Here is a 22,221-nt window from a genome sequence, read left to right as displayed (position 1 = left end):
TTTCGCGCGAGCATTCTACGTGACGCGAACTTGCGTTGGACGCGTGGGCGGCGGAGACGGCGCGTCAACGCTCGCGTTCGGGTGGAGCCGACCAATGAACCCGGCATTGAGGCCATTGGCCTCGATGCCCCCTACGTGGCGCGGCGTGCCACGACCTCGCGATGGCTCATCTGCCATTTGTGCTGCAGGTCGAGCGCCCACCCGATTTCGGACGGGGAGAGGCGCCGTGCGACGATGGTCTTGTTGACGTTGGCCGCGCTGTCGCCGCCCTCGGCCGCCAGCAACATCCACATGTAGGCGCGCACCGGGTCGCGCGCCACGCCCAGGCCACTGCCGACCATGCCGCCCAGGTTGTACTGGGCCAGCGCATGACCCTGCTCGGCCGCCTGCTCGTACCAGTAGACGGCCAGGGCGTCGTCCTGGGCGACGCCCTGGCCGCCCGCATACATCACGCCCAGGTTGTTCTGGGCGCTGGCGTCGCCCTGCTCGGCGGCCAGTCGGTACCAGTAGGCGGCGCGTGCCTCGTCCTTCTCGACGCCCTGGCCATTGGCGTAGATGACGCCGAGGTTGAACTGGGCGTTCGGCGCGCCCTGCTCGGCCGCCCGCCGGTACCAGTCGAAGGCGCGCGCCGGATCGCGCGCGGTGCCACGCCCGTGCGCGTACATGTTGGCCAGGTTGTACTGGGCCGCCATGTGCCCGCCCCCCGCCGCCCGCGTGTACCATTCGAGCGCACGGACCTCGTCGCGTTCGACGCCGCGTCCGTTGACGCACATGGTGGCGAACAGGAACTGCGCTTCGCGGTCGCCATGCTCGGCCGCGCGCTGCAGCCATGCACAGGCGCGCCGTGCGTCAGGCCGCACGCCCTTGCCCTCGACGTAGGCGATGCCGAGCTCGCGCTGGGCGCCGCGCTCGCCGGCCGCGGCGGCCTTGCGGAACCAGTACAGCGCCTGGCCGGCGCTGGCATCGATTCCCAGGCCACCCTGGTACATCAGCCCCAGGTTCAGCTGGGCCGCCGCCTCGCCCTGCAGGGCGGCCTTGCGGAACCAGGCCATGGCGAGCGGATAATTGACGGCCGCGCCGACGCCGTTCAGATAGCATTCGCCGAGCTGGTTCTGGGCCCCCGCCATGCCCTGCTCGGCCGCGCGGTAGTACCAGGACAGCGCGCGTTCGGGATCGATCGCCATGCCGCGGCCCTGGCGGCACATGTGGCCGAGATTCTGCTGGGCCGAGGCGTCGCCCTGATCGGCGGCGCGCCGGAACCAGCGCGCCGCCTCGTGGTCGCAGCGGTCGACCCCGCGCCCGTGGTAATACATGGCGCCGAGATGGTTCTGGGCGAAGGCCAGCCCCTGTACCGCCGCCAGGCGCAGCCAGCGCACGGCACAGGCATCGTCGCGCTCGACGCCATTGCCCTTCTTGTACATCAGGCCGAGGTTGAACTGGGCGTAGGCATTGCCGCGCTCGGCAGCCTGGCGGAACCAGAGATAGGTCTGGTGGCTCTCGTTCTGGAGCTTCTGGTGGTTCATGCTCTTCCCCAGTGTGAAAACAAGGTCTGCCGCGTTCGGTTGTAGGCCACTCGGTTCAGGCGGCCTCATATGTATTAACAAAATTTTAACGACAGCGACCCGCTGCGGGTTTGACGGTGCACAATCGTGCCGGCGCGCGCCCCAAGAAAAAACCCGCCGGGCGGCAGGCGCGGCGGGTTCGGCGGGCGCGGCCCGGCACCCGGCTCAGCGCGACGGCACGACTTTTTTTTCGGCCGCGTATTTGCCCAGCCAGGTCGGCACCTTGGCCGCCGAGAGCTTGTTGATCGACACCAGCAGGTCCGGCGCGACGCCTGCCAGACCATACGAGCTGCCGATATGGCGCCCGATGTGGATCAGCACTTCGGCCGCGACTTCGGCATCGGCCTCGGCCCGGTGGGCCGCGCTGCGAAAGGCGATGCCGAGCTGGCGCGACAGGATGCCCAGTTTATAGCTCGGCATGCCGGGAAACATCCGGCGCGAGAGCTTCAGCGAGCAGACCAGGCCAACGTGGCCGCAGGCACGTCCGAGCCGCTCGCTCTCGGCGGCCAGGAATTTTTCGTCGAAGCTGGCGTTGTGGGCCGACAGGGTATCGCTGCCGATGAAGTCGAGCAGCTCCGGCACGACCTGCCGTGCGGACGGCGCCGAGTCGACCATCTCCTGGGTGATGCCGGTCAGGTGGGTGATAAAGGAGGGAATGCGCGCGCCGCAGTTCACCAGCGACACAAAGCGTTCGGTGACCTGCCCGCCCACGATGCGAAGCGCGGCAACCTCGGTGATGCGGTCGCCCATGGCGGGCGAGAGTCCCGTGGTCTCGAAGTCGAGCATCACGATGGGGCGTTCGAAAATAGACATGGGATCCTTTTAGCCGAATTTGCGCAGCGCGTCCAGTGCCAGGCCGGCGCCGATGCTGCCGAACAGGTCGCCCTCGACCTTGCGCGCACTGGGTGCCAGGGCGCCGATACGCTCACGCAGCAAGCCCACGCCGCTCGAGCCGCCGGTGAAGAAAACCGTGTCGACCTCGGCCGGTTTGATGCCGGCGTCGCTCAGCAAGCGCAGCACGGTGCTGTCGATCGCATCGAGCATTGTGCCGATGGCGGCTTCGAACGTGGCGCGTTCGACAAAGACGGTTTCCGGCGGCGCCAGGCGCTCGAGTTCGAGCGCTACCAGCGGGTCGTGCGACAGCGCGATCTTCGCGCCTTCGACCTGCATTGCCAGCCAGTGGCCGGCACGCTCGTCGATGAGGTGCTGCAAGCGGGTCAGCCTGGCCGGCTCGCGCGCATCGCGCACCAGGTCGTCGAGCTGGGCGATGCTTTTCCGGGTGTACGCCTGGTTGATCGTATGCCAGGTCGCCAGGTTGAAGTAATAGCTCGATGGAATCTCGGCGCCCGAGCGCAGCGCAGTTTTATATCCCAGCAGCGGCATCACCGACGCCAGGCTCAGGTATTTATCGAAGTCGGTGCCGCCGATGTGCACGCCGCCGGTGGCGAGGATGTCGTCGCGCCGCTCAAGCTTGCCGGCGCGGCCGGGCCCCAGGCGCACCAGCGAAAAGTCCGAGGTACCGCCGCCGATGTCGGCGATCAGGACCAGTTCTTCGCGGTCGATCTGGGATTCGTAGTCGAAGGCCGCGGCGATCGGCTCGTACTGGAAGGCGACCTCGCGGAAACCCACGCTGCGCGCCACGTCCAGCAGCGTATCCTCGGCCAGCTTGTCGGCAAGCGGGTTGTCGTCGATGAAGAACACAGGGCGTCCGAACACCGCATGTTCGAAGCCACGCCCGGCCTGCGCTTCTGCGCGGCGCTTGACCTCGCCGATGAACTGGGCCAGCAGCAGCCGGAACGGCAGCGCCCGCCCGCCGACCTCGGTCTGGCCATCCATCAGGCTGGTCCCCAACAGGCTCTTGAGGGAACGCATCAGGCGCCCTTCGTAGCCGGCCAGGTAGTCCGCCAGTGCGGCGCGGCCGTAGCGCACCTCTTCATCGTCGGCGTTGAAAAACACGACCGACGGCAGGGTTGCCTTGCCATCCTCGAGAGACAGCAGCGCGCCCGCCCCCTGTACTGCCCGGCGTGGCCCTGGCGTGGTCCCTGGCCTGATCCAGCCAACCGTGGAGTTCGACGTACCGAAGTCGACGCCGCAAGCGTTCGTCATGTCTGCCTTTGTGGAGGACGCGTTTGGAAGGGGCGAAATCTTACCAGAAATGAGCTCGCTTGGCGAAGGCATGGTTCCAGCCGTTGCGCGCGGCATACGGCGCCTCTCTCCCCTATAATGAAGCGAATCCCCGCCGGCCCGAGAGCCCTGACATGGCGTACACCTGGATCCTGAAGCGCAACTGTTCGCTGACGCCGCGCCAGTCGGCGGCCGCCTATATCCTCCTGTGTACCGGCTCCTTCGGTATCGCGCTGTTCTTCCTGCTGCAGGGCTTCTGGATCGTGCTCGCCTTCGCCCTGCTCGAAATGCTCGCTGTCGGCTGGGCCATGCTGCACTATGCGCGCCATGCACTGGACGTCGAACGCATCGCGCTGACCGACGGCAGCCTCCTGGTCGAACGGATCGACGCCGGACGGCGCAGCCAGTTCCGGCTCGACCCCGGCCGCACCCGCATCGCCCCGCCGCTACCGCGGGAGCGCAAGCTGATCCTGCTCGAGTCGCCCGGCACCCGCATCGAGATCGGCAGCTATGTCTCCGAAACCGTGCGCCAGCAGGTGGCGCAGGAACTCGCCCGCGCCATGCGCTCTCACCCAGCACGCTTGCGCTGAAAATGTTGTCTTCGATGTAAGTATCCTCTTACATTCAGGCGGCGACGTAACCGATAGGTGTTTCCTATCCCGTTTTGCATAATCCTCTATCAAATATGTCAAGAGCCAAAGGCACGAAGGCAACGACAGAGAGGAAGACACCGTGACCAACAAGGAACATGGATTTGCCATCGTGACGCATGGCGGCGCCGGTGAACCACTGGAATTGTCCGACGGTTGCGAACAGGCGGCCGAGGCTGGCCACGCGAAATTCAAGCAGACCGCTGATGCGCTCGAAGCGGCGATTGCCGCCGTATTGGTGCTCGAGGAAGACGAACGCTTCAATGCCGGCACCGGCTCGGTGCTCTGCCTGGATGGCGAAACGGTCGAAATGGACGCCTCGATCATGGACACGCGCGCACGCCTGGGCGCGATCGCCTGCGTACGCGACGTGCGCAACCCGATCCTGCTGGCACGCGCTGTCGCCGATACCCCGCACGTGCTGCTGTGCGGCGAAGGCGCCGGGCGCCTGGCGCGCGCACTGGGCCTGGAGCGCGCCCAGCCAATCCGCGACAGCCAAGTTGACAAACACCAGACACTGCTGAAGGAACTTGCCGCTTCGGTGCCGGTCATGCCCGGCATCGACAACCGCATGTTCGAACGCTTCTGGAATTACCAGACGCCGCTGCAGCTGCCAACGAGCGCCGCCCACGATACAGTCGGCGCAGTCGTGCGGGGGGTGGACGGCCATTTCGCCGTTGCGGCCTCGACGGGCGGCTCGGCCCCATCGCTGCTGGGCCGCGTCGGCGACACCCCGATCATGGGCAGCGGCTTCTATGCCGGCCCCCTGGGCGCGATCGCCGCCACCGGCGTCGGCGAACACATCGTGCGCCAGATGCTGGCGCGCACCGTCTATGGCTGGCTCGAACAGGGCATGCCCCTGCAGCAGGCGCTGCAGCGCGGTATCGACCTGATCGACAAGGATGTCGTCACCGGCCTGATCGCCGTGACGAAGAGCGAAGCCGCCGCCTGCAGCAACACGCATATGCCAACTGGAAAAATCGTCGAATGATATGAAAACAGAACCGCACCGGACAGCCAAGCACGGTCACCTCGTCATCATCGGCGGCCACGAAGACCGTCAACACGGCAAGGAAATCCTGAGCCGCTTCATCGAACTGGCCGGCGGCGAGCACGCCCGTATCGTCGTCATCACTGCCGCCAGCAGGATCGCCGACGAGATGTTTGATATCTACGACCAGGCATTCGGCGACCTCGGCGTGCGCAATCTGGACCACCTGGTCCTCAACAGCCGCCAGGATGCGAACGACGAAGAAAAGGTGCGCATGGTCGCTGATGCCGACGGCATCTTCATGACCGGCGGCGACCAGAAGCGCCTGCTGGCAATCATCGGCGGCACCGCCCTCGACGCCGCGATGCACACCGCCTTGAAGGTGCGCGGCGCCTGCATCGGCGGCACCAGCGCCGGTGCCTCGGCCATGTCGGGCCACATGCTGGCCCAGGGCAAGACCGACCTGCTGCCGGAAAAAGGCGCGGTCAGCCTGGCCGCGGGCCTCGGGTTCGTGCACCGCGTCGTCATCGACCAGCACTTCTCGGAGCGGCAGCGCTTGTCGCGGCTGTTGTCGGTGGTGGCGCAGAACCCGTATTTGCAGGGCATCGGCATCGACGAGGATACGGCGCTGGTGATCGAACGTGGACGCGGCATCGAGGTCGTCGGCGAAGGCTCGGTCACCGTCGTCGATGGCCGCACGATGGACACCAACATGGCCGACATCCAGGAGCGCGCAACGCCCGAACTGATCGACGTGCGCCTGCACCTGCTGCCGGCCGGCAGCCGTTATTACCTGCCGACCGACGAGGAACCGCTGACCCGGCCGATGTCGCCCTCGCTGCGTGACTTCCTGGAAAACGTAACGAAAAGGAATCCGATCTCGTGAGAATCATCGAACAACGCGTCCTGCGCGGCCCGAATCTGTTTTCCGCCGCACCGTGCCTGATGGCGGTCATCGACTCCGCCGGAACGCAATCCGCGCCCGGGTTCGGCGCGCGTTTGCTGGCCCTGCTGCCCGAACTGTCGCCGGAAGTGTCCGCGCGCCTGGCAAGCCTTGCCTGCGTGGCCGACGCTGTCGAGCCGATCGTGATGGAACTGCAGCGCCTGGCCGGCGCCCCGGCCGAGTTCAGCCAGACCCTGGCCATCGCCCGCAATCCCGACGCCCGCCGCGCCGTCTGCGGCTATCGCACCGAGCAGGTCGCGCGCCAGGCGCTTGACCTTGCCACGGTCATGATCGGGGCGCTCGCCCGCGGCGAAGACTGCGACCTTGGCGCCGCCCTGAAGGAACTGCAAGAGACCGCCGAAGACTATGCGATTGGCACGAGCACCGGCGCGGTGGTGAACGCGGCGCTCCGGCGCGGCATCCCGAGCCTGCGCATCACCGACGAAGCGAACCTGTTCCAGCTCGGCTGGGGCTCGAAGCAAAAACGCCTGCAGGCGACGATTACCGGGGCGACCAATTCGATCGCGGTTGGCATCGCCAGCGACAAGCAGCTGACCAAGACCCTGCTCGAACAGGCCGGCCTGCCGGTCCCGGGCGGCTCGACCGTCACCACGCTGGCGGACGCCCAGCGCGTGGCGTGGCGCTTGGGTGGCCCGGCCACCATCAAGCCGCTCGACGCCAACCAGGGCAAGGGCGTGACCACCACCTGCACCACGCCCGAGGAAATCGAGCGCGCCTTCGAACACGCACGCCGCTACGGGCGCCATGTGATCGTGGAAGAATTCCTGGCCGGGCGCGACTACCGCGTGCTCGTTACCGGCAACGAGATCGCCGCCGCTTCCTGGCGCCGCCCGCCCTGCGTGACGGGCGATGGGCATTCCACGGTGGGCGCGCTGGTGGACGTCGAGAACCGCAACCCGGCACGCGGCCTTGGCCACACCAACATCCTCACCAAGATCCCGCTGGATGACCTGGCCTTGAGCACGCTCGAGAAACAGGGCTATGGCGTCGATTCGATCGTGCCGAAAGGCGTGACGGTCGACCTGCGCGGCAACGCCAACCTGTCGACCGGCGGCACCGCCGAAGACGTGACCGACTTGCTGCCGGAAGAAACGCGCGCGATATGCATCCGCGCCGCGCGTACGATCGGGCTCGATGTCGCCGGCATCGACGTCATCTGCCAGGACATCTCGCAGCCGCTGCGCGAACAGAAAGGCGGCATCATCGAGGTCAATGCCGCACCGGGCATCCGCATGCATCTGCACCCGAGCCGCGGCACGCCGCGCGACGCCGGCGCCGCGATTGTCGAGGCCCTGTTCGGCCAGGACAACGGCCGCATTCCGGTCGTCGCCGTGACCGGCACCAACGGCAAGACCACGACCTCGCTGCTGGTGGCGCACAGCGCGCGCCTGGCGGGCCTGCGCACTGGCGTCAGCACGACCGAAGGCGTGTACGTCGACGGCCAGCTGTTGAACAAGGGCGACTGCACCGGCTACCGCTCGGCGCGCAGCATCCTCACCTCCCCGGACGTCGATTTCGCGGTGCTGGAGACAGCGCGCGGCGGCATCTTGAAACGGGGCCTGGCGTATGACCACTGCGACGTGTCGGTGGTGCTGAACGTGTCAAGCGACCACCTCGGGCTGGACGGCGTCGATACGGTCGACGAACTGGCGCGCGTCAAGGCCGTCGTGGCCCAGCGCGCCTCGCGCGCCGTGGTCCTGAATGCCGAAGACGACTACTGCGTCGCGATGGCGAAGGATCTGGCGGAATATATCGACGTGCTGTATTTCGCCCTCGACGCCGACAACCCGGTTTTGCTGCGTCACCTGGAACGCGGCGGACGCGGCGTCTACCTTGAAAACAAGACAGTGGTGCTGGCCAACGGCGCGCGCCACGAAGCGCTGCTCGACGTGCGCCAGATGCCGGTCACCTTGAATGGCTGCGCGCGCTACAACATCGCCAACGCCCTGGCCGCGACCGCCGCGCTGGCCGCGACCGGCTTCGGCAACGCCGAAATCGTCGCCGGCATGCGCAGCTTCGTCTCCGACAGCAAGCACAACCCGCTGCGCTCGAACGTGTTCGATGTCGAGGGCGTGACGGTGATCGTCGACTACGCCCACAACTGCGCGGCCTACGCGGCGCTGTCGGAAACGGCGCGCGCGATGACGCCGGGCAGGGTCGTGGGCGTCGTCGCCGCGCCGGGTGACCGCCGCGACGCCGACCTGGTCGACATCGGCCGCACCTGCGCCGCCGGCTTCGACGAACTGATCGTCTACGAGACCGTCAACCGCGGCCGTAGCGAGGGCGAAGTCGCGGCGCTGCTGGTGCAGGGTGCGCGCCTCGGGCGCAGTGCCGCCGACAAGCTGGCATGCGAGCTGAACGTGCACAACGCGATTCGCCGCGGCCTGGCCCTGTGCGAGCCTGGCGACGTGCTGGTGTTCGGTTGCGGCTCCTCGATCTCGGAACTGACCGAGGCGCTGCGGCCGACCAAGCCGGAGATTGCGCAGCGGATCGAAGCGGAAGCGGTGTGATTCGCTTGATCGTCGCATGCGAGTGCGGCCCTGCGCGGCCGCTTTTGTTCAACGAAACGACACAATCAAATCGTCTGCGCCTCGATCCGGTCTGCACTTTCCGGATCGTCCACGCGCAGCGCATCGATGAAGGTCTTGAGCGAGGTTCCGCAGGCGAACACCAGCACGTCGCCGGGACGGCACAGCGACAGGCCAAGGCGGATCGCCTTGTCGACGTCGATCTCGCGGTGCGTCGTATCGGACGGCCCGATGACCTTTTCGATGCCCTCGATGATCAGGTCGACGGCGCCGCCTACCGGACGGCCGCGCCTTTGCGATTCGTAGACCACCAGCTCGTCGAAACGCTCGCCGCAGACTTCGCCGATCTGCACCAGGTCGCTGTCGCGGCGGTCGCCCGGCGCCGTCACGATGCCGACCAGCTGGCCCGGCAGCAGTGCGCGCGCCATCTCGCCGAGCGCCGCGTAGGCGGCAGCGTTGTGGGCGTAGTCGACGATCACGGTCACGCCGCGCACGTCGAAGACGTTGGTGCGCAGCGGATTGGTCTTGCTGTCGGACACAAAGGTCGACAGGCCGTCGGCAACCTGGCTGTTCGAAAACCCGCAAGCCATCAGCGCGGCGCTCGCCGCCAGCGCGTTGGCAATGTTGTAGCGCGCGCGCCCGCCGAAGGTCGACGGCATCGATTCCACGCGCATCAATTCCTGGTGCAGCCTGGCGTCGGCGATGACGATCGCGTTGTCCTGCAGGTAGGCGCCTCGGCCGCCGTCTTCCAGGTGCTGCAGCAACATCGGGTTTTCCGCATCCATCGAGAAAAAGATGATTTCGGCGTCCGGCCTGGCGCGCCGCACCATCGCGACGCACAGCGCGTCCTCGGCATTCAACACAAGCGCCTTCGAAGCGGACGAAGCGACGACCGCTTTCACCTGCGCCAGGTCCTCGATCGTCTCGACGCCATCGAGCCCGAGGTGGTCGCCCGCCACGTTCAGCACGACGCCGACATCGCACCGGTCGAAGGCCAGGCCGCGTTTCAGGATGCCGCCGCGCGCCGTCTCCAGCACGGCAAAATCGACGTCTGGCGCGGAGAGCACGGTGCGCGCCGACCAGTAGCCGGTGCAGTCGCCCTTGACCAGGCGCTTGCCGTTCACAAAAACCCCTTCGGTGGTGGTCACGCCCGTGCCCAGTCCCGCCACGCGCGCGGTGTGCCCGATCATCAGTGCAGTCGTGGTCTTGCCGTTGGTGCCGGTGACGGCCACCACCGGGATGCGTCCGTTCGACTGGCCCATCAGGCCGTCGACGATCGCCTCGCCGGCGTCGCGCGCTTCGCCCTTGCTGGGGTGCTGGTGCATGCGGATGCCAGGCGCGGCATTGACTTCGATCACCGCCCCGCCCTGCTCGTCGAGCGGAATCGAAATATCGTGGCAGACGATGTCGATACCGGCCACGTCCAGGCCGATCTTCCTGGCGGCGCGCACGCACAGGGCGCGCGTGATGTCGGGGAGAGAATCGGTGACGTCTTCGGCGGTGCCGCCGGTCGACAGGTTCGCATTGCTGCGCAGTTCGACGCAGGCGCCGGTGGCGGGCACCGAATCGGGTGCGTAGCCCTGGCGGCGCAGCATGTCTTCGGCGTGGGCGTCGAGCGACAGGCGGGTGAGCACATTGCTGTGGCCCGCGCCGCGCGCCGGGTTGCGGTTTTCGATCTCGACCAATTCGGTGATGGTGCTGACGCCGTCGCCCAGCACATGGGCCGGACGCCGGAACGAGGCGGCGGCAACCCGGCCGCCCGCCACCAGCACGCGGTAGTCGCGTCCTTCGACGAAACGCTCGATGATGATCTTGCGGCCGTATTCGCGCGCGAAATGGAAGGCCGTTGCCACTTCCTCCGGCGTCGAACAGGTGGTGGTCACGCCCTTGCCCTGGTTGCCGTCGAGCGGCTTGATGGTGACGGCCACGCGCAGGCGGTGCGCGATGCGCTGGGCTTCTTCGACCGTGGTGGCCGTGCCGCCTTCGGGCACCGGCACGCCGGCTTCCGTCAGGAGGGCCTTGGTCAGCTGCTTGTCGCTGGCGATCTTCACGGCGACATAGCTGGTGTCGCCGGTGACGGTCGCCTGCAGGCGCTTTTGCTTCGAGCCCCAGCCAAGCTGGAACAGGTTCGCTTCATCGGTGATGCGCGAGGTCGGAATGCCGCGCTCGTGGGCGGCAGCCAGCACGGCCGCGGTGCTGGTCCCGATCGAATAGCGCGATCCGAGCGCGCGCAATTCCTGCAGGCGCGGTTCGACCTCGAACACCTCGCCCTTCGCCAGTGCCGTGACCAGGTCGAGCGCCAGCTGGAACGCCGGCTCGGCCAGTTTTTCAATCGCATACTGGACCACGACGCGGTACTGGCCGGGGCGGCCGTCCCCAGGGCGGCTGTCCGCGGGGTGGCCGCTGGCCGGCCGCGTACGGCCGTAACCAACCGTCGGACCGGCCATCGACTGCAGTGTCAGCGTGACGTGTTCGACGACACGCGCCAGGAAGGTGCCGGCGCGCAGGCGCTGGGCGAAGCCGCGCGCTTGCCCCAGCGGCAGCGGCTGGCCGTTCAGCGACGGCAGGGTTGCCAGCAGCGCGTCATTAAAACCCGGGATGTCTTTCGAAGAGATGCCGTACAGGTCTTCCAGGTCGATCACACTGAGCAGGCAGGGAGTGTCCGCGTGCACGTTCGGGCCACGCAGGAATCGTTGTTCGAGGATATACACGAGAATGTCCCTATTGTTTTGAATCGCAGGTGTTAAACGACCGGCACGCTCTCAGCAAACGCCCCGGTCGGGTAAAGCACATCCGTTGTCGGTTCAGATGTCGAGCAGCTGGCTGTACATGCGGGTAGCCATCAGCCCTGCCGCGCTGTGGTGGTGCGCCGGCGTCATCAGCTCGAACAACAAATTCATGGCCTCGCCCTTGCCGCTGGCGGCGGCGACACGCTGTTCCAGCATGGCGAGCTCGTTCTCGCTGCCAGAATCGCGCGCGGCACGGCGCCGGATCAGGCCGCGTTCGGGAAAGTTGCCGCTACGGTCAGCATGCTGGCCCAGGTTGTCGAGCGTGCGCTGGCGCGCGCGGTGGGTCAGCACCCGTTCTTCCTTCACCGTGCTGCCCGGGATACTGACGATCCAGTCGCGCAGCACCTGCTGCTCGTAGGCGCTGAAGACGCCGAACATCTCGGCTCGCTCGCCCTCGATCAGGCGCCAGAATCGGCTGTGCTCGACGCCCTCGCCGCGCTTGATCCAGCCGGCGGTCTCGAGCGCCGCCAGGAAGCCCGGAATCTCGCCTGGCGTCGCCAGCCAGTCGTTGACCGAGCGGCCCGCGACACGGCAGTAATCCGAGTGCATGTTCTTGCCTACCGTGCTCTTTTGCGCCAGGATGCTCACCAGCTCGTCCTGCAATTGAAAATCGGCGATCACCGAATTCGTACTGGCGCCCAGTTCGTTCAGGCGGTAACCGTCGAGCACGCGCCCGTAGAAGGCGGCGCGGTCACCCACGCGCGGCATCAGGTCGAGCAAGGCCTGGACCGCCTTTTGCGCGTGGCCCGTGGCCGCGTTGTCGACCGTGACGTGCAGCGTGAAGTAATACGGGTCGATGCCGAATTCGTTCAGTTCGTACGACGTGATCAACAGATGCAGCGGCAATTGTTCGTAGCCGAGGTTAAAGCCGATGACTTCGGGCAGGAAGCGCTCTGCGTTCTGGCCCAGTGCCAGCTGGATCGCGCCCTGCACGAAATGGTCGTCGCTTAATTCCTCCCAGTTGTCGATACCATGGGTCGCCAGGAGCTTGCGGTAGATCGTGACGTGGTTCTTGCTTGGCGCACCCTCGCCCAGCTCTTCGAGGTAGGTCTTGATCAGGGGATGGAAATCCGGGCTGTCCCAGTGCTTGAGCAAGCCATACAGCCAGGAACCGTCGACCAGCTTGGTCGGCGCGGCCGACTTGATGAAATTCAGGGCATGCGCTTTGTTACGAAAATAGCGGCGTGGCGCACCACCCTTGCGTGCCGCAAGGTATTCGCGGTACTGGATGCCGACCGCTTCGCTGCGCGCTTCTATCCACGCCGGCAATTGGGCGAGGGTCGGCGGCAGGTCGGCCGGGATGTCCTGCACGGCCTCGATTTGGTCGCGCAGGTAGGCCTCCCCCTCGCGCGCATTCGTCAGCGGGTCCGCGTACAGGGCGAAATACAGTTCCCTGGCACGCCCGGCCATGCTGGCGCGGCTGCACTGGGTCTGGAGTACATCAGGTACATCGGTAACAAGCGAAGGCGTCATGGACTTGTGTTCACAATCTTGTTGAATGATTACCGGAATTATCCGTGTTGTCCTATGCAGCGCACATCGGCAAGCAACCCCCATGCATGTAAGACAGTGCTTACAAAAATAACACAAGCGGATTGTTTGGGCGCTGGAGCGGCGTTTCACCTTCCATCTCCGAGGCAAATGCCCAATTCGCGTGCGGTCGCGACCGTGTCGCCCGTGACCGCCACGGTCTTGGTGCGCCCGGCCACCGACGCGAGCGGCACCAGCTCGATTTTGTCAAGGCCGAGCGCCACCATCACGCCGCTGTGCCCGCCCGCCAGCGCGCGTACTGCCGCCGCCCCGAAACGCGCCGCGATCACCCGGTCGAAACTCGACGGACTGCCGCCACGCAACAGGTGGCCGAGCACGACGCTGCGGCATTCCTTGGCCGTGCGCGCCGCGAGTTGCGCGGCCAGGAGCGCGCCGATGCCGCCCAGGCGCTCGGCACGGCCAGCCTCGGCCGCCGCCTGGACTTCGCGTTCGCCATCGACGGGCTGCGCGCCTTCGGCCACCACCACGACCGCATGATGGTGGCCGCCCGCGTCGCGGCCCGCGATGGCATCCAGCAAGGCGTCGATACGGTACGGGATTTCCGGGATCAGGATCGCATGTGCGCCGCCGGCGATGCCGGCATGCAGCGCGATCCAACCGGCGTAGCGGCCCATCACCTCGACCACCATCACGCGGTGCTGACTGTGCGCGGTCGTGTGCAGGCGGTCGATGCATTCGGTGGCAAAACCGACCGCAGTGTCGAAGCCGAAGGTGAAGAAGGTGCGGTCGAGGTCGTTGTCGATGGTCTTCGGCACCCCGACCACGGGTAAGTCCTGCGCATGGAGCGCCTGGGCGATGCCCATCGAACCGTCGCCGCCAACGATCACCAGCGCGTCGAGTCCGCGCGCCCGGCACAGGGAAACGACGTCAGGCGTGCGGTCCTGCTCGACCAGGTTGCCGTCGCTTGAGCGCGTCGGATAGCGCAGCGGATCGGCGCGGTTGGTAGTGCCGAGGATGGTGCCGCCCAGGTGGCCGATCGCATGCACGTCGACCTCGAGAAGGCGCTGCACCGGCTGGCCGGCACACGTCTCGGGCGCCAGCAGGCCGTTGAAACCGTCGCGGATGCCGTGGCACTCCCAGCCCAGGCGCGCCGCGGACAGCACGACGGACCTGATGACGCCGTTCAGGCCCGGGGCGTCGCCGCCACCCGTGAGCAGGCCGATGCGCTTGACGCCGGCGCATTGCGTTGTCGATGGGTGCTCGGTCACTGGTCCTCCTCGCGGGCGCATCCGGGATGGTGCAGGCACATGATGCGGGCACACGCGCCGCCGCGGCGCACGCGTACAAGCGCAATGCCAGCGCATTCGCCGCCGGGTGGCCGGTCTGCCGGCGACACGCGCCGTCAGTGCGGCGAGTAGCAGGCAGGAGTAGGATATCCGGGACAGCTGCGATGGGGACGCGCGATGAAAGATGCGGAGGTATTGATCGTGGGCGCGGGTCCCAGCGGGCTGGTGCTGGCCCTGTGGCTGAAGGCCTTTGGCGTCGACGTGCGCATCGTCGATGCGGCCAGCGGTCCCGGCACGACCTCGCGCGCGCTGGCGGTGCAGGCGCGCACCCTCGAGCTGTACCGCCAGCTCGACCTGGCGCAGCCCGTGCTGGACGACGGCCACCCGATCCAGTTCTTCAACGTCTGGTCCGAAGGCCAGCACCGTGCCCGCATCCCGCTCGGCGCGATCGGCGCCGGCCTGACGCCCTACCCTTTTTTCCACATCTACCCGCAGGACCGTCACGAGCGGCTGCTGGTCGAACGCCTCGCCGCGGCCGGCCTCGAGGTCGAACGCGAGCGCACCTTCATCGGCTTCGACGAGCATGGCGACCATGTCGAGGCCAGGCTGGTCGACCCGGATGACAACGAAGAACGCTGCAGCGCGCGCTGGCTGATCGGCTGCGACGGTGCGCGCTCGGCCGTGCGCACCGCCATCGGCGTCGATTTCCCGGGCGGCACCTACCGCCAAGTGTTCTATGTGGCCGATATCGAGGGCGACAGTCCCGCGCTGAACGGCGAGCTGAACCTCGACCTGGACGAATCGGACATCCTGGCGGTGTTCGCAACGGCGCCGCGCGGCCGCGCGCGGCTGGTGGGCACGGTGCGCGACGAGCGGGCCGAGCGCGCCGAGACCTTGCAGTTTTCCGACGTCAGCCAGCGCGCCATCGACAACCTGATGATCAGCGTGCACATGGTGAACTGGTTCTCGACCTACCGCGTACACCACCGCGTTGCCGAACACTTCAGGCGCGGGCGCGCCTTCCTGGTCGGCGACGCCGGCCACATCCACAGTCCGGCCGGCGGCCAGGGCATGAACACCGGCATCGGCGACGCCATCAACCTCGCCTGGAAGCTGGCGGCCGTCGCCAAGGGCCAGGCGCCGGAAGGCCTGCTCGACAGCTACGAAGCCGAGCGCCTGCCCTTCGCGCGGCGCCTGGTGGACACGACCGACCGCGCCTTCAGCCTCTTGACCGCCGACGGCCCGATCGCCGAGATCATCCGCACCGGCATTTTCCCGCGCATCATGCCCCTGGTCGCCAAGCTGCCCGCCGCCCGCGAGTTCCTTTTCCGCACCATTTCGCAGACGGTGCTGCACTACCGCCATGCGCCGCTCAATGCGGGACGTGCCGGCAAGGTGCATGGCGGGGACCGCCTGCCCTGGGTGCGCTTCGAGACCGGCGACAATTTCGGTCCGCTGCCCAGACCGGGATGGCAGGCGCATGTCTACGGCAGCGCCCGGCCGGACTTGCAGGCCTGGTGCGCCCTGCACGGGGTGGCGCTGCGCCAGTTCGACTGGCATGCGGACTGCGCTGCAGCCGGGCTCGCGCGTGACGCGCTCTACCTGCTGCGGCCCGACACCTATGTGGGGCTGGCGGCGGGCAGTCCGTCACCTGATGTGCTCGACGATTACCTGCGCGCGAATGCGCTGCGGCTATAGCGCCGACAGGATTTAACTGGCGGCAACGCTGCGCCACCTCAGCCGGTTTGGCGCGATCATCGGCCCATCCATTTCCGCACCCGCAACCCGCCATTACCCATCGGAGAACCATGGAAATCACCGTCAACAACAGCACCACCGCCACCACCCTCGTCACCGTCTTCGCCGAACTGCAGGACGGGCGCTTCGTCGCCAAGGTCATGGGCGAAACCGACGTGCCCTACACGCCCTATTTCGAGAACGAACTCGACCAGGTGATCGTGTATATCGCGCCGGACGAGCAGCAGCTGCAAGCCATCCTCACCGCGCTGGGCGAGCGGCGCCTGCCTTTCGCCGACCTGCAGAATTATGGTGCGGCCGGTGGCGGCACCTCGGTCATTCCGGTGTAAGGGAGGCGCGCCCGAATTCGAGCGGTTTGCGTTGCCGGGCGCTCGCCTCAGCCGCGCGAGCGCGGCATTGCCTGGCCGCCTTCCCCGCGCGGCGCGCGACCGGGGCGTCCCGTCACCGGTGCCTTCTCGATACGGGTGACGATCACACAGGCGATGCGCCGGTCCTGCACCTCGGCGACCTCGAAACTCAGGTCGTCGACCACGACCCGCTCGCCCACCAGCGGCAAGCTGCCGAAACGCTCGAGCATGAAACCGGCCATTGAACTGTAGTCGTCGCTCTCGCTCACCAGGGAGTCGACGCCCAGCTCTTGCTCGACATAACGCAGGTCGGCCGCGCCGTCGATGCGCCAGCGGTCCGGGCCCTGCTGCACGACGGCCGGCTGCTCGTCTTCGTCCGGGAACTCGCCGGCGATAGCCTCCAGGATGTCGATCGGCGTCACCAGGCCCTGCAGCGTGCCGTACTCGTCGGCGATCAGGACCAGCTGGCCGTGCGATCGCTTCAGTGTTTCCATGACTTTCAGAACATCCCCGGTCTCGGGCATGATGATCGGTGTGCGCACATGCGCCGGGTCGATGCGCCCGACCGTGGCGAGATCGGCCATCAAATCGCGCGCACGCACGACACCGATGATTTCGTCGAGTTCCCCTTTGCAGACCGGGAAAAAGCTGTGCGGCGTCACCATGATCTGGCCGCGGATGACGTCGGCGCTGGCATCGATATCGATCCAGGAAATGTCCGAGCGGTTAGTCATGATCGAGCGGATCGAGCGCTGCGACAGGCTCAGCACGCCGCTGACCATGTTGCGCTCGGCCGGCTCGAAAGCCTGCGCATGCATGGTCGTAGCCGCCACCGCGCCGGTGGCCGGCCCCTCCGTCTTGCCGCCCAACATGCGCAAGATCGCGTCGGCCGTGCGCTCGCGCAGCGGCATGCGCGCCTCTTCCTTGGCGACATTTCTCCAGGTGAGCTGATTGAATGCCTCGATCAGGACCGAGAAGCCGATCGCGGCGTACAGATAGCTCTTCGGAATGTGGAAGCCGAAGCCCTCGGCGATCAGCGACAGGCCGATCATCAGGAGGAAACTGAGGCACAGCACGACCACGGTCGGGTGCGCATTGACGAATCGGGTCAGCGTTTTCGAAGCGAACAGCATCACGCCCATCGACACCACGACCGCTGCCATCATGACCCAGAGTTCGTCGACCATGCCGACTGCCGTGATCACCGAGTCGAGCGAGAACACGGCGTCGAGCGCGATGATTTGCGCTACCACGACCCCGAAAGCGGCGTACTCGACGGAACCCGTGCGGTGCGCCGTCTTGCCCTCGATCCGCTCGTGCAGCTCCACCGTCGCCTTGAACAGCAGGAACAGGCCGCCCAGCAGCAGGATCAGGTCGCGCCCCGAAAACGCCAGGCTGCCGAGCGAAAACAGGGGTTCGGTCAGCGTGACGATCCAGGAAATCATGGTCAGCAAACCGACCCGCATCAGCATCGCCAGCGACAGGCCGAGCAGGCGCGCGCGGTCGCGCTGTTCCGGCGGCAGCTTTTCGGCGAGGATGGCGATGAAGATCAGGTTATCGATGCCGAGAACGATCTCGATTACAACCAGGGTAGAAAACCCTATCCAGATGTTTGGATCGGACAACCATTCCATAGGTGGTTTCGCCTCATGTGTGCGGGTAGCTCGCCGACGGCCGGAAAGCCTTGGCGGCCCCGGGAGCGGCGCAGATGCCTGCGCCGCCCGCGAGGCAGCTCACCCGGCCGCTAGCGGGCCGGGTCGGTTTGCCTTGCGCCTTAGACGTAGGCCGGCATTTTCGGCAGCAGCTTGTCGAGCGTGATCGGATAATCGCGCACGCGCACGCCGGTGGCGTTGTAAACGGCATTCGCCACCGCAGCCGCCACGCCGCAGATACCCAGTTCGCCCACACCCTTGGCCTTCATGGGCGAAGTCATCGGATCGGTCTCATCGAGGAAGACCACTTCCTGGTGCGGAATGTCGCCGTGGACCGGCACTTCGTAGCCGGCGAGATCGTGGTTCACGAAAAAGCCGATGCGCTTGTCGACCACGAGATGCTCCATCAGCGCCGCGCCCACGCCCATCGTCATGGCACCGATCACCTGGCTGCGCGCGGACTTCGGATTGAGGATGCGCCCGGCCGCGCAGACGGCCAGCATGCGCCGCACCCGCACTTCGCCGGTGGCGGCGTCGACCCCGACTTCGACGAAATGGGCCCCGAAAGTGGACTGCTGGGTTTTCTTTTCCAGGTCGCCGTATTCCATGGTGTCTTCGGCGCTGATTTCGCCGCCCTGCGCGGCCTGCGCCAGCGGTACGGACTTGCCGCCCGCGCGCACGCCGCCGTCGACGAACTCGGCCGTGGCCGGGTCGAGACCGAGTTTGGCCGCCACCGCTTCGCGCAATTTCATGCAAGCGGCATACACGCCGGCCGTGGACGAATTGCCGCCCCACTGCCCGCCCGAGCCGGAAGACACGGGAAAGTCCGAATCGCCCAGGCGCACGACGATGCGCTCGATGGGCAGACCCATCATCTCGGCCGCAGTCTGGGCGATGATGGTGTAGCTGCCGGTGCCGATGTCGGTCATGTCGGTTTCGATCGTGACCGTGCCGTTGCGCTCGAGGCGGGCACGGGCGGCCGACTTCATGTTCATGTTGTTGCGGAAGGCCGAAGCGACCCCCATGCCGACCAGCCAGCGGCCTTCGCGGCGCTTGCCCGGTTCGGGATTGCGGTTTTTCCAGCCGAAACGCTCCGCGCCCTGGCGCATGCATTCGACAAAGCGGCGCTGCGAGAACTTGCGCGAACGCTCTTCCGGATCGACCGTCGTGTCGTTGACGATGCGGAAGGTCACCGGATCCATCTTGAGCTTTTCCGCCATCTCGTCGACCGCAATCTCGAGCGCCATCATGCCCGGTGCCTCGCCCGGCGCACGCATCGCGTTCCCTTCGGGCAGGTCCAGCACAGCCAGTTTCAGTTGGGTGAAGCGGTTGGCGCCGGCGTACAGCAGGCGGGTCTGCTGCACCGCGGTTTCCGGCTGGCCGCCGGGCAAGTCGCCGGAGGTGCTTTCGTGGGAAATCGCCGTGATCCGGCCCTCGCGCGTGGCGCCGATACGGATGCGCTGGATCGTCGCCGGCCGGTGGGTGGTGTTGTTGAACATCAACGCGCGCTGCAGCGTCACCTTCACCGGACGGCCGGCGGCGCGCGCACCGAGCGCGGCCATCAACGCTTCCGAGCGCAGGAACAGCTTGCCGCCGAAGCCGCCGCCGATATACGGCGAGATCAGCCGCACGTTCTCTTTCGGGATACCGAGCGTCTTCGCCATGTCCTGGCGGCCCCAGTCGATCATCTGGTTCGAGGTCCAGAGGGTCAATTTATCGCCTTCCCACACTGCCAGCGTTGCGTGCGGCTCCATCATCGCGTGCGACTGGTCGGGCGTGGTGTAGGTGGCGTCCAGCTTGACCGGGGCGCCGGCAAACGCGGTACCGAAGTCGCCCGTCTTGGTTTCCGGCTTCTCTTCCTTTTTAGGAACTTTGGCGCTGGCTTTCGCGCGCTTCAGGTCGTATTCGCCCTTCTCCTTGACGTACGCGACCTTCACCAGGCCGGCTGCCGCGCGCGCCTGTTCGAAGGTGTCGGCAACCACCACGGCAACGGCCTGGTGGTAGTGCTGCACGTCCGGCCCGGCCAGCAGGCGGGCAGTATTGAACTTGCCCTTGTCGAGTTTGCCGGCATTGTCCGCCGTGACGATCGCCAGCACGCCGGGAGCGCGTTTCGCCGCCGCCGTGTCGATCGAGGCGATCTTGCCCTTGGCGACGGCCGCGCCGATCACATAGCCGTAGGCCGCGTTCGGGGCGGCCTTGTGCTGCTCATAGGCGTAGGGAGCGGTGCCCGTGGTTTTCATGGGACCGTCGATCCGGTCCAGCGGTTTGCCGACGACCTTCAGCTGGTCGATCGGGTTGGTAGTGGCGGGAGTAATGAATTTCATGCCGAGCCTTTCTTTGCGTCGACCAGCACCGCTTCCAGCGTGCGCTGGATCAGCGGGACCTTGTATGCGTTCTCGCTTGTTGTTTTTGCGCCGGCAAGCAGGATGTCGACGGTGGCACGCGCGCCGCGCGGCATGGCGGCATCGGCCGCCGGCACACGCCAGGGTCGATGCGCGACGCCGCCGAGGGCGACCCGGCCGCTGCCGTCCTTTTGCACGATCGCCGCCACCGACACCAGGGCAAAGGCATACGACGCGCGGTCGCGCACCTTGACGTAGGTCTGGTAGCCGCCGAGCGGACGCGGCAGCACGACGGCGGTAATCAGTTCGCCCGACTGCAAGGTGTTTTCGATGTGCGGCGTGTTGCCCGGCAAGCGATAAAAATCGGCGATCGGGATGACACGCGTGCTGCCGTTGGCGCGCACCGTTTCGACACCGGCATCGAGCAGCTGCATTGCCACCGCCATGTCGCTCGGGTGGGTGGCGATGCAGGCGTCGCTCTGGCCGACAATCGCGTGGTTGCGCGTGTAGCCGCCGATCGCCGAACATCCGCTGCCCTGCACCCGCTTGTTGCAGGGCAAATTGGTGTCGAAAAAGTAAGGGCAACGGGTACGCTGCAGCAGGTTGCCGGAGGTCGTTGCCTTGTTGCGCAGCTGGGCCGAGGCGCCGGACAACAGGGCGCGCGAGAGCACCGCGTAATCGCGCCGCACGCGTGCGTCGCTTGCGAGGTCGGTATTGCGGACCGTGGCGCCGATGCGCAGGCCGCCGTCCTGGAGCGCTTCGATCTTGTCGAGCTTCAGGCCGTTGACGTCGATTAGGTGCGGCGGCGCCTCGATCTCGAGCTTCATCAGGTCGAGCAGGTTGGTGCCGCCGGCGATGAAGCGCGATCCGGGATGGCGTTCGGCGGCCGCGGCCGCCTCGGCGGGGGTGCGTGCGCGTTCGTAGGTGAAGGCCTTCATGCTTTGCCCTCCTGGCGTGCGGCGAGCGCGCCCGGCACGCCCGCCACTTCCGTAATCGCATCGAGGATATTCGAGTAGGCCCCGCAGCGGCAGATGTTGCCGCTCATGCGTTCGCGGATTTCGTCGACGCTCATCAGCGGTTTCACATTCAGGTCGCCGCTGACGTGGCTCGGGATGCCGGCGCGGATTTCCTCGATCACGGCTACCGCCGAACAGATCTGTCCCGGCGTGCAATAGCCGCACTGATAGCCGTCGTGCTTCACGAAGGCAGCCTGCATCGGATGGAGCTTGCCCGGGGTACCGAAGCCCTCGATGGTCGTGACCTCGTCGCCGTCGTGCATGATCGCCAGGGACAGGCAGGAATTGATGCGCCGGCCGTTGACGATGACGGTGCAGGCGCCGCACTGGCCCTGGTCGCAACCCTTCTTGGTGCCGGTCAGTTTGAGGTTTTCGCGCAAGGCGTCGAGCAGCGTGGTGCGCGTGTCGAGCGTCAGCTCGCGCCGCTGGCCGTTCACGCGCAGCGTGGTTGTCGCGCTGGCGGGCGGGGGATTGGCAGGCACAGGTGCACCGGCCAGGGCCTGGGCCCCGGCAGCGGTGGGGATGGCGGCGGCGGTTGCGGCGGCAGCGCCGCTTTTCAACAAGTCGCGCCGCGACAGCTTCATGTCGCTCAGGTCGTCCATATTCGTTGCCTTTTGTTCTGGTGGGCGCAATGGCGACCCGCGTGGATGGGTTTCCGGGCGGAACGCTGGGGCGGCCGTCTGGAAGTCGCCTTATGATAAAGACATTTGCGATAGGGGGA

16 protein-coding genes are annotated in these 22,221 nt (G+C 66.7%); 6 read left to right on the top strand and 10 right to left on the bottom strand.

The window, feature by feature from the left end; all coding sequences use genetic code 11:
* Positions 1-131 precede the first annotated feature (131 nt).
* From ACHAC9_RS01115 to ACHAC9_RS01105, 3 genes are all read right to left on the bottom strand, one after another.
* Positions 132-1,523 (bottom strand): tetratricopeptide repeat protein, encoded by a 1,392-nt coding sequence (locus tag ACHAC9_RS01115; RefSeq protein WP_435756278.1) that lies wholly within the window; start codon positions 1,521-1,523, stop codon positions 132-134.
* A 204-nt stretch (positions 1,524-1,727) separates the two neighbouring features.
* Positions 1,728-2,375 carry a 3'-5' exonuclease gene (locus tag ACHAC9_RS01110; RefSeq protein WP_435756276.1) on the bottom strand — a complete coding sequence of 216 codons (648 nt, stop codon included), beginning with the start codon at positions 2,373-2,375 and terminating at the stop codon, positions 1,728-1,730.
* A 9-nt stretch (positions 2,376-2,384) separates the two neighbouring features.
* Entirely contained in the window at positions 2,385-3,668 is a 1,284-nt protein-coding gene (locus ACHAC9_RS01105; protein ID WP_435756275.1) for an Hsp70 family protein, read from the bottom strand.
* A gap of 152 nt (positions 3,669-3,820) precedes the next feature.
* Between ACHAC9_RS01105 and ACHAC9_RS01100 the strand changes: the two genes are divergently transcribed.
* The 4 genes from ACHAC9_RS01100 to cphA (ACHAC9_RS01085) all read left to right on the top strand — a co-directional run bounded on the left by ACHAC9_RS01100 (position 3,821) and on the right by cphA (ACHAC9_RS01085) (position 8,801).
* Positions 3,821-4,276: a DUF2244 domain-containing protein gene (locus tag ACHAC9_RS01100; protein ID WP_435756273.1), complete on the top strand. Its 456-nt coding sequence runs from the start codon at positions 3,821-3,823 to the stop codon at positions 4,274-4,276.
* Positions 4,277-4,418: 142 nt separating this feature from the next.
* On the top strand, positions 4,419-5,327 hold the full coding sequence (locus ACHAC9_RS01095; protein ID WP_435756271.1) for an isoaspartyl peptidase/L-asparaginase: 909 nt from the start codon (positions 4,419-4,421) through the stop codon (positions 5,325-5,327).
* 1 nt (position 5,328) lies between these two features.
* Positions 5,329-6,213 (top strand): cyanophycinase, encoded by an 885-nt coding sequence (locus ACHAC9_RS01090; RefSeq protein ID WP_435756269.1) that lies wholly within the window; start codon positions 5,329-5,331, stop codon positions 6,211-6,213.
* Entirely contained in the window at positions 6,210-8,801 is a 2,592-nt protein-coding gene (cphA, locus tag ACHAC9_RS01085; protein WP_435756267.1) for a cyanophycin synthetase, read from the top strand. The genes ACHAC9_RS01090 and cphA (ACHAC9_RS01085) overlap by 4 nt, the downstream gene beginning before the upstream one ends.
* Before the next feature lie 65 nt (positions 8,802-8,866).
* On the opposite strand, the gene cphA (ACHAC9_RS01080) is transcribed toward cphA (ACHAC9_RS01085), so the two are convergent.
* From cphA (ACHAC9_RS01080) to ACHAC9_RS01070, 3 genes are all read right to left on the bottom strand, one after another.
* Positions 8,867-11,530, bottom strand: a complete 2,664-nt coding sequence (gene cphA / locus ACHAC9_RS01080) for a cyanophycin synthetase (RefSeq protein WP_435756265.1) — start codon at positions 11,528-11,530, stop codon at positions 8,867-8,869.
* A 93-nt stretch (positions 11,531-11,623) separates the two neighbouring features.
* On the bottom strand, positions 11,624-13,081 hold the full coding sequence (locus tag ACHAC9_RS01075) for an iron-containing redox enzyme family protein (RefSeq protein ID WP_435756263.1): 1,458 nt from the start codon (positions 13,079-13,081) through the stop codon (positions 11,624-11,626).
* 146 nt (positions 13,082-13,227) lie between these two features.
* Positions 13,228-14,367 (bottom strand): 6-phosphofructokinase, encoded by a 1,140-nt coding sequence (locus ACHAC9_RS01070; RefSeq protein WP_435756261.1) that lies wholly within the window; start codon positions 14,365-14,367, stop codon positions 13,228-13,230.
* Between the two features lie 195 nt (positions 14,368-14,562).
* Here ACHAC9_RS01070 and ACHAC9_RS01065 point away from each other — a divergent pair, with 195 nt between their 5' ends.
* Complete coding sequence (locus ACHAC9_RS01065; RefSeq protein ID WP_435756259.1) at positions 14,563-16,083, top strand: FAD-dependent monooxygenase; 1,521 nt, start codon at positions 14,563-14,565, stop codon at positions 16,081-16,083.
* A 110-nt stretch (positions 16,084-16,193) separates the two neighbouring features.
* Positions 16,194-16,472 (top strand): hypothetical protein, encoded by a 279-nt coding sequence (locus tag ACHAC9_RS01060; RefSeq protein WP_435756257.1) that lies wholly within the window; start codon positions 16,194-16,196, stop codon positions 16,470-16,472.
* 47 nt (positions 16,473-16,519) lie between these two features.
* On the opposite strand, the gene ACHAC9_RS01055 is transcribed toward ACHAC9_RS01060, so the two are convergent.
* The 4 genes from ACHAC9_RS01055 to paoA all read right to left on the bottom strand — a co-directional run bounded on the left by ACHAC9_RS01055 (position 16,520) and on the right by paoA (position 22,102).
* Entirely contained in the window at positions 16,520-18,124 is a 1,605-nt protein-coding gene (locus ACHAC9_RS01055; protein WP_435756255.1) for a TerC family protein, read from the bottom strand.
* A gap of 140 nt (positions 18,125-18,264) precedes the next feature.
* On the bottom strand, positions 18,265-20,466 hold the full coding sequence (paoC, locus tag ACHAC9_RS01050; protein ID WP_435756253.1) for an aldehyde oxidoreductase molybdenum-binding subunit PaoC: 2,202 nt from the start codon (positions 20,464-20,466) through the stop codon (positions 18,265-18,267).
* Complete coding sequence (locus ACHAC9_RS01045) at positions 20,463-21,422, bottom strand: FAD binding domain-containing protein (RefSeq protein WP_435756251.1); 960 nt, start codon at positions 21,420-21,422, stop codon at positions 20,463-20,465. Before ACHAC9_RS01045 ends, paoC begins: the two co-directional genes overlap by 4 nt.
* Positions 21,419-22,102: an aldehyde dehydrogenase iron-sulfur subunit PaoA gene (paoA, locus tag ACHAC9_RS01040; RefSeq protein ID WP_435756249.1), complete on the bottom strand. Its 684-nt coding sequence runs from the start codon at positions 22,100-22,102 to the stop codon at positions 21,419-21,421. Before paoA ends, ACHAC9_RS01045 begins: the two co-directional genes overlap by 4 nt.
* Between the last annotated feature and the right edge of the window lie 119 nt (positions 22,103-22,221).

The organism is Massilia sp. CMS3.1 (genome assembly GCF_051262535.1).
In the GTDB taxonomy this organism is placed as follows: domain Bacteria; phylum Pseudomonadota; class Gammaproteobacteria; order Burkholderiales; family Burkholderiaceae_D; genus Telluria.
This window is presented reverse-complemented; position numbering and strand designations above follow the sequence as displayed.

Excerpts from the sequence above, each read along its gene's own strand:
- ACHAC9_RS01105 (WP_435756275.1), bottom strand. The coding sequence starts at position 3,668 with ATGACGAACGCTTGCGGCGTCGACTTCGGTACGTCGAACTCCACGGTT.
- paoC (WP_435756253.1), bottom strand. The coding sequence starts at position 20,466 with ATGAAATTCATTACTCCCGCCACTACCAACCCGATCGACCAGCTGAAG.
- ACHAC9_RS01075 (WP_435756263.1), bottom strand. The coding sequence starts at position 13,081 with ATGACGCCTTCGCTTGTTACCGATGTACCTGATGTACTCCAGACCCAG.
- ACHAC9_RS01060 (WP_435756257.1), top strand. The coding sequence starts at position 16,194 with ATGGAAATCACCGTCAACAACAGCACCACCGCCACCACCCTCGTCACC.
- ACHAC9_RS01045 (WP_435756251.1), bottom strand. The coding sequence starts at position 21,422 with ATGAAGGCCTTCACCTACGAACGCGCACGCACCCCCGCCGAGGCGGCC.
- ACHAC9_RS01090 (WP_435756269.1), top strand. The coding sequence starts at position 5,329 with ATGAAAACAGAACCGCACCGGACAGCCAAGCACGGTCACCTCGTCATC.
- ACHAC9_RS01055 (WP_435756255.1), bottom strand. The coding sequence starts at position 18,124 with ATGGAATGGTTGTCCGATCCAAACATCTGGATAGGGTTTTCTACCCTG.
- ACHAC9_RS01100 (WP_435756273.1), top strand. The coding sequence starts at position 3,821 with ATGGCGTACACCTGGATCCTGAAGCGCAACTGTTCGCTGACGCCGCGC.
- ACHAC9_RS01115 (WP_435756278.1), bottom strand. The coding sequence starts at position 1,523 with ATGAACCACCAGAAGCTCCAGAACGAGAGCCACCAGACCTATCTCTGG.
- paoA (WP_435756249.1), bottom strand. The coding sequence starts at position 22,102 with ATGGACGACCTGAGCGACATGAAGCTGTCGCGGCGCGACTTGTTGAAA.
- ACHAC9_RS01110 (WP_435756276.1), bottom strand. The coding sequence starts at position 2,375 with ATGTCTATTTTCGAACGCCCCATCGTGATGCTCGACTTCGAGACCACG.
- ACHAC9_RS01065 (WP_435756259.1), top strand. The coding sequence starts at position 14,563 with ATGAAAGATGCGGAGGTATTGATCGTGGGCGCGGGTCCCAGCGGGCTG.